Origin of the sequence: Intrasporangium chromatireducens Q5-1 (genome assembly GCF_000576575.1) — a bacterium.
GTDB lineage: Bacteria > Actinomycetota > Actinomycetes > Actinomycetales > Dermatophilaceae > Intrasporangium_A > Intrasporangium_A chromatireducens.
Genome location: NZ_AWQS01000195.1, coordinates 1 through 7,139, shown reverse-complemented (window position 1 = coordinate 7,139; position 7,139 = coordinate 1). Strand labels below are relative to the sequence as shown.

Here is a 7,139-nt window from a genome sequence, read left to right as displayed (position 1 = left end):
CCCTCGATGCGGGTCTGCGGGGTGAACTCGACGAAGACGTCGGCGCGGTGCAGGATCGTCGCCTCGAGCTCGGTCTTGCCAGGGCAGTCGCCCCCGATCGCGTTGAGGTGCACCCCGGGACGGACATCGGCATCCCGCAGGACGGTGGCGAGCGTCTTGTCCGCGGTGCACGTCGTGATGACGTCGGCGCCCGCGACCGCGTCGGCCGCGCTCTCGGCGACGATCACGTCGAAGCCGAGCGGGGTCAGGTTGCGCAGCGCCTTTTCCATGGCCGCGGGGTCGGTGTCCCAGATGCGGAGGGTCTCGATGCCGAGGGCGGCCCGCATGCCAAGCGCCTGGAACTCGGCCTGGCTGCCCGAGCCGATCAGCGCCATCGTCCGGGCGTCCCGCGGGGCGAGGTACTTCGCCGCCATGGCCGAGGTGGCGGCGGTGCGGAAGGCGGTCAGGAGGGTCATCTCGGCCAGGAAGGTCGGGTAGCCGTTGTGGACGTCGGCGAGGACACCGAAGGCGGTGACGGTCTGGAAGCCGCGCGCCGGGTTGGAGGGGTGGCCGTTGACGTACTTGAAACCGTAGGTCTCGTAGTCGCTCGTCGGCATCAGCTCGATGACGCCGAAGGGGGTGTGGCTCGCGACGCGCGGCGACTTGTCGAAGGCGGGCCAGCGCCGGAAGTCGTCCTCGAGGTAGCCGACCATGCCGGCGATGATCCGCTCCGGACCGGCCGCCGCCGCCCAGCGGACCATGTTGCTGACATCGACGAAACGGGTCATGTGCGTCCTTCTCCTCCACTGTGGTGTTGTCGATCCGCAGCGTAGGAGCCGTCGATATGCAACGTCGATTGACATGCTGGCGAACTTCCGGCGGCATCGTGCGCAGAATGACGAAGGCGCTTTTACACTCTGTGCATGACCGCCCTGGACGACCTCGACCGTCGGCTCCTCGCCGCCCTCCGGGCGGACGGTCGGGCCTCGGTCGCCAGCCTGGCCCGCGCCCTTGGGGTGGCCCGCGCGACGGTCAACAGCCGCCTGGAGCGGCTCGTCTCGTCGGGCACGGTCGTCGGGTTCACAGTACGGGTGCGGGAGGAGCGGGACCCGCTGGCCATCCACGCCGTGGCCCTCATCGAGGTGGAGGGGCGCACCACCGACCGGGTCATCCGGGAGCTGCGTGGGTTCCCCGAGCTCATCGCGCTGCACACCACGAACGGTGGCTGGGACCTCGTCGCGGAGATCCGGACCGAGACCCTGGCCGACTTCGACCGGGTCCTCGGCCGGATCCGTCGCATCGAGGGCGTCGTCAACAGCGAGACGAGCCTGCTGCTCAGCTCCGTCCTGCGCTGACCCGCTGACCGCCGGACGAACTGGCGCGTTGGAATGTTGGTCTGATACAAACGTCCGGTTATGGGTGCGCAGTCGCACCCACCCGTTCTCCTCCTCCTCGAAAGGCCCCCGCCTCGTGTCCACGACCACGACCGCACCCGAGCAGAAGCGGCGGCTGCCGTCCTTCGGGGTGCAGATCCTCCTCGGCCTTGTCCTCGGCGTCGCGCTGGGGTGGCTCGCCCTCGCGCTCGGCCCGGCCGGGAATGGCGATGACAATGGCCTGACCGTCGCGCTGTCGACCATCGGCTCCTCGTTCGTCACGCTCCTCAAGGCCGTCGTGCCGCCGCTCGTGCTCACCGCGATCATCGCCTCGATCGCCAACCTGCGCGGTGTCGCCAACGGGGCGCGCCTCGCCGGCCAGACCCTCCTGTGGTTCGCCATCACGGCGCTCGTCGCCGTCGGCATCGGCATCGGCCTCGGGCTGGCCTTCCAGCCGGGTGCCCACACCGGCGTCACGAAGGCCGCTGCGGCCGCGCCCGCCAAGACCGGGACCTGGCTGGACTTCCTCCACGGCACCGTCCCGACCAATTTCCTGGGCCTGCAGGCCTCCTCGTCGCTGGCCCACGCGGGCGACGCCGTCGTTGGTGTGACGACCGGCCTCAGCTTCAACGTCCTGCAGCTCATCGTCGTGGCGATCGTCCTCGGCCTCGCGGCCCTCAAGGTTGGCGCGAAGGCCGAGCCGTTCCTCACGCTCAACGCGTCGGTCCTGTCCGTCGTCCAGACGGTCCTCTGGTGGATCATCCGGCTGGCCCCGATCGGGACGATCGGCCTCGTCGGCCGTGCCATTGCCACCTACGGGTGGGACTCCCTGGCGAGCCTCGCCGTCTTCGCGGCGGCGATCTACGTCGGCCTCGCGCTCGTCCTGTTCGTCGTCTACCCGGTCCTGCTCCGCTCGCACGGGCTGCGCCCGAGCCGCTACTTCCGCGGCGCGTGGCCGGCGATCCAGCTCGGTTTCGTCTCGCGCTCGTCCATCGGCACGCTGCCCGTCACGGAGCGGGTCACGCACCGCAACCTCGGCGTGCCGCGTGCCTATGCCTCCTTCGCCGTGCCGCTCGGCGCGACGACCAAGATGGACGGCTGCGCCGCCATCTATCCCGCCGTCGCCGCGATCTTCGTCGCCCAGTTCTTCGGGCTGGACCTGGGCGTGACCGACTACCTGCTCATCGCCTTCGTCTCGGTCGTCGGATCGGCCGCGACCGCGGGTCTGACCGGGGCCATCGTGATGCTGACCCTGACCCTGTCGACCCTCGGCCTGCCGCTCGAGGGCGTCGGCCTGCTGCTCGCCGTCGACCCAATCCTGGACATGGGCCGCACCGCCGTCAACGTCGCCGGTCAGGCGCTCGTCCCGGTCATCGTGGCCAAGCGCGAGGGCATCCTCGACGTCGAGCAGTACAACTCGGCGAACGCCGAGAACCTGTTCACCGACGACGAGCCGGCCGTCGAGGCCACGCCCGCGTCGCCGTCCCCGGCCGAACGGCAGCCGGTCGGCGCCTCAGCCTGAGACCCGGAGTCAGCCGCTCAGCACGAGGAGCGGGCTGGGCGGCTGACCGCACCCGCGAGCGGGCCCGCGCGCACGGGGCCGGTGTGCGAGAGTGGGTCGCCGTGAGGACAGGGACGAGGAGCCGGGCGTGACGGGAGCGGTCAGGCAACGGCTCGAGCCGGACGCCCGGCGCGAGCAGATCCTCGAGGCGGCCATCGAGCTGTTCGGGGAGCGGCCCTACGCCGCGGTGTCGACGGCGGAGCTGGCCCGGGCCGCAGGGGTGACGCGCGGCCTGCTGCACCACTACTTCGGGACCAAGCGGGGCCTCTACCTCGAGGTCGTCCGGCAGATGCTGATCGTGCCGCGCATGACGCTGCCGGCAGAGGTCGGCGACGGCTTGGAGGATCGCATCGACGCGTGCGTGGACTGGTTGCTCGACCTTGTCGCCAAACATGGCAGGACCTTCGTCGCCGTGTCGGGTGCGGAGGGTGTGGGCGACGACCCGGAGGTCGACCGGCTCCTCGTCGAGGCGGACGACAAGGCGGCGCGCCGGATCCTCACCCTCATCGGCCTGGACGCCGAGACGGTCGCGTCCCCACGGGTGCGGGCGATCGGCCGGGCCTACGGCGCCTTCGCCAAGGGCGCGATCCGGGAATGGGTGCGGGAGGGGAGCCTGACCCGTGCCGACGTGCACGCCGTACTCGCCTCCGCCCTCCGCGCCATCGTCGCCGAGGTCGTCGCCGGCCTGGGAGCAGCGGAGCCGCGCGTGCCGGGGGCCCGGGCCGAGCGGCATACGTGAGATGTGCGACGCTGCACCCAATTGACAAGGTGCCAATAGGGTGGGGAAGGTGGCGTCGGACGACCGGCAGCACCCCCCAGTGAGGAAGTGACTCGAGTGACCGAGGCCTACATCTACGACCACGTGCGGACCCCGCGCGGCCGCGGCAAGAAGGGGTCGTTGCACGGCATCAAGCCGATCGACCTGACCGTCGGGCTGATCGACGAGCTGCGCCGACGCAACCCCGGTCTCGACCCCGAGCGCATCGACGACGTCGTCATGGGCATCGTGTCGCCGATCGGCGACCAGGGCTCGGTGCTCCCGCGGATCGCGGCGCTCAAGGCCGGCCTGCCCGACACCGTCGCCGGCGTGCAGCTCAACCGGTTCTGCGCCAGCGGGCTCGAGGCGGTCAACACGGCCGCGCAGAAGGTCCGTTCGGGCTGGGACCACCTCATCCTCGCCGGGGGAGTGGAGTCGATGTCGCGGGTGCCGATCGGCTCCGATGGCGGCGCGTGGGCGATGGACCCGGCGACGAACTACGACACCTACTTCGTGCCGCAGGGCGTCTCGGCGGACCTCATCGCGACCCTGGAGGGCTTCTCGCGTCGCGACGTCGACGAGTACGCCGTGCGCTCGCAGGAGCTGGCCGCGAAGGCGTGGGCCGACGGGCGGTTCGCCAGCTCCGTCGTGCCGGTGCGTGACGTCAACGGCCTGGTCGTGCTCGACCATGACGAGCACCTGCGCCCCGGGACGACCGTCGAGAGCCTGGGTGCGCTGCGGCCGTCGTTCGCCCAGATGGGCGAGGCCGGCGGGTTCGACGCGGTCGCCCTGCAGAAGTTCCACGCCGTCGAGCGGATCAACCACGTCCACCACGCGGGCAACAGCTCCGGCATCGTCGACGGGGCGGCCCTCGTGGTCGTCGGGTCGGAGCAGGTGGGGCAGGACCTCGGCCTCACCCCGCGGGCGCGCATCGTGGCGACGGCGACGAGCGGCGCGGACCCGACGATCATGTTGACCGGTCCGACGCCCGCGACGCAGAAGCTGCTGCGCACCGCCGGCCTCGGTGTCGAGGACATCGACCTGTTCGAGATCAACGAGGCGTTCGCGTCGGTGGTCCTGAAGTACCAGCGCGACCTCGGCATCCCGGACGACAAGCTCAATGTCAACGGCGGGGCCATCGCGATGGGTCACCCGCTCGGTGCCACCGGCGCGATGATCCTCGGCACGATGGTCGACGAGCTCGAGCGCCGCGACGCACGTCGCGCCGTCATCACGCTCTGCATCGGCGGCGGCATGGGCGTGGCCACGCTCATCGAGCGCGTCTGAGCCCCAACGGAACTCGAAGGAACCTCACACCATGTCTGACACGACCACCACGATTCGTTGGGACCGCGACGCCGACGGCGTCGTCATCCTCACCCTCGACGACCCCAACCAGTCCGCCAACACGATGAACGCCGACTACGTCGCCTCGATGCGCGCGGTCGTCGACCGGCTCGTCGCGGAGAAGGACGAGATCACCGGCGTCGTCATCACGTCCGCAAAGAAGACCTTCTTCGCCGGCGGCGACCTGAAGGACATGTATGCCGCTGGGCCGGGTGACGCTGAGCAGCTGTACGACACCGTCACCGAGATCAAGGCGCAGCTGCGCACGCTCGAGACCCTGGGCCGTCCGGTCGTCGCCGCGATCAACGGGGCGGCCCTCGGTGGCGGGCTCGAGATCGCGCTGGCCTGCCACCACCGGGTCATCGCCGACGTGCCCGGCGCGCAGGTCGGGCTGCCCGAGGTGACGCTGGGTCTGCTGCCCGGCGGCGGTGGCGTGGTGCGCACGGTGCGGATGCTCGGCGTCCTCGACGCGGTCATGAAGGTGCTGGGGCAGGGCCAGAAGTACCGGCCCGCCGACGCCCAGGGGCTGGGCCTCGTCGACGAGGTCGTCGGCTCGATCGAGGAGCTCGTGCCGGCCGCGAAGGCGTGGATCGCCGCGCACCCGGACGCCGTCCAGCCGTGGGACGCCAAGGGCTACAGAATTCCAGGCGGCACGCCGTCGAACCTGGCCTTCGCCGCCAACCTGCCGGCGTTCCCGGCCAACCTGCGCAAGCAGCTCAAGGGCGCGAACTACCCTGCGCCACGGGCGATCCTCGCCGCGGCGGTGGAGGGCACTCAGGTCGACATCGACACCGCGCTCGACATCGAGAGCCGCTATCTCGTCTCGCTCATCACCGGCCAGGTGAGCAAGAACATGATCAAGGCGTTCTTCTTCGACCTCGGCCGGATCACCGCCGGTGGCAGCCGACCGGAGGGCTTCCCGAAGCACACCACCTCGAAGGTCGCGGTGCTCGGTGCCGGGATGATGGGCGCCGGCATCGCCTACGTCTGCGCGAAGGCCGGCATCGAGGTCGTCCTCAAGGACGTCAGCCACGAGGCGGCGGAGCGCGGCAAGGCCTACTCGGCCGGGCTGCTCGACAAGGCCGTGGCCCGGGGCCGGTCCACGCGCGAGGCGGCCGACGCGGTCCTCGCTCGGATCACGCCCACCGCCGACGCGGCCGACCTCGCCGGCGCGGACCTCGTCATCGAGGCGGTCTTCGAGTCGGTCGAGGTCAAGCACGAGGTGTTCCAGCAGATCGAGGACATCGTGCTGCCCGATGCAGTCCTCGGCTCGAACACCTCGACCCTGCCGATCACGTCCCTTGCCCAGGGGGTGAAGCGGGCCGCGAACTTCATTGGGCTGCACTTCTTCTCGCCGGTCGACAAGATGCCACTGCTCGAGATCATCGCCGGCGAGGAGACGAGCGACGAGACCCTCGCCAGGGCGTTCGACCTGGCCCTGCAGATCAAGAAGACGCCGATCGTGGTGAACGACCACCGCGGCTTCTTCACCAGCCGCGTCATCGGGACCTTCCTCAACGAGGCGATCGCCATGGTGGGCGAGGGTGTGCCGGCGGCGAGCGTCGAGCAGGCCGGGCTGCAGGCCGGCTACCCGGCAGCGCCGCTGCAGCTCGCCGACGAGCTCAACCTGTCGCTCATGAGCAAGATCCAGAAGGAGACCAAGGCCGGGCTCGAGGCGGACCCGACGGGGCGGCCCTACGAGCACCACGCCGCCTACGACATCGTCGACGCACTCATCGCCGAGGGGCGCACGGGGAAGCTCGGCGGTGCCGGGTTCTACGACTACGTGGACGGCAAACGCGTCGGGCTCTGGGCCGGGCTGGCCGAGAAGTACGGCGCGACAACCGAGCTGCCCTTCGAGGACATGAAGGAGCGGATGCTCTTCGCCGAGGCGCTCGAGACGGTCAAGTGCTTCGACGAGGGGGTGCTGCGCTCTGTCGAGGACGCGAACATCGGCTCCATCATGGGCATCGGCTTCCCGGCCTGGACCGGCGGCGTCGTGCAGTACGTCGAGGGCTACCCGGGCGGCGTGGCCGGCTTCGTCGCCCGCGCCCGGCAGCTCGCCGAGCGCTTCGGCGACCGGTTCCTGCCGCCCGCCTCGCTCGTCGCCCGAGCCGAGGCG

6 protein-coding genes are annotated in these 7,139 nt (G+C 70.6%); 5 read left to right on the top strand and 1 reads right to left on the bottom strand.

The genetic code is table 11. The features are described from left to right. Positions 1-767 (bottom strand): ornithine cyclodeaminase (locus N864_RS17115; protein WP_034719693.1); only part of this gene is annotated, 767 nt, incomplete at its 3' end. Positions 768-902: 135 nt separating this feature from the next. On the opposite strand from N864_RS17115, the gene N864_RS17110 reads away from it, so the two are divergent. The 5 genes from N864_RS17110 to N864_RS17090 form a co-directional block, all read left to right on the top strand. After that, a complete protein-coding gene (locus tag N864_RS17110; RefSeq protein ID WP_034719691.1) occupies positions 903-1,334 on the top strand; it encodes an Lrp/AsnC family transcriptional regulator in 432 nt (143 codons plus the stop codon). A 115-nt stretch (positions 1,335-1,449) separates the two neighbouring features. Then, a complete protein-coding gene (locus tag N864_RS17105; protein ID WP_034719698.1) occupies positions 1,450-2,874 on the top strand; it encodes a dicarboxylate/amino acid:cation symporter in 1,425 nt (474 codons plus the stop codon). Positions 2,875-3,001: 127 nt separating this feature from the next. Continuing rightward, positions 3,002-3,652: a TetR/AcrR family transcriptional regulator gene (locus N864_RS17100; protein WP_205620984.1), complete on the top strand. Its 651-nt coding sequence runs from the start codon at positions 3,002-3,004 to the stop codon at positions 3,650-3,652. 96 nt (positions 3,653-3,748) lie between these two features. Continuing rightward, complete coding sequence (locus N864_RS17095) at positions 3,749-4,957, top strand: acetyl-CoA C-acetyltransferase (RefSeq protein ID WP_034719689.1); 1,209 nt, start codon at positions 3,749-3,751, stop codon at positions 4,955-4,957. Positions 4,958-4,988: 31 nt separating this feature from the next. Further along, a partial coding sequence (locus N864_RS17090; protein WP_034719687.1) for a 3-hydroxyacyl-CoA dehydrogenase NAD-binding domain-containing protein occupies positions 4,989-7,139 on the top strand: 2,151 nt, incomplete at its 3' end.

What these genes read in the sequence shown, in the direction of transcription:
- N864_RS17110 (WP_034719691.1), top strand. Translation starts at nt 903, where the DNA reads ATGACCGCCCTGGACGACCTCGACCGTCGGCTCCTCGCCGCCCTCCGG.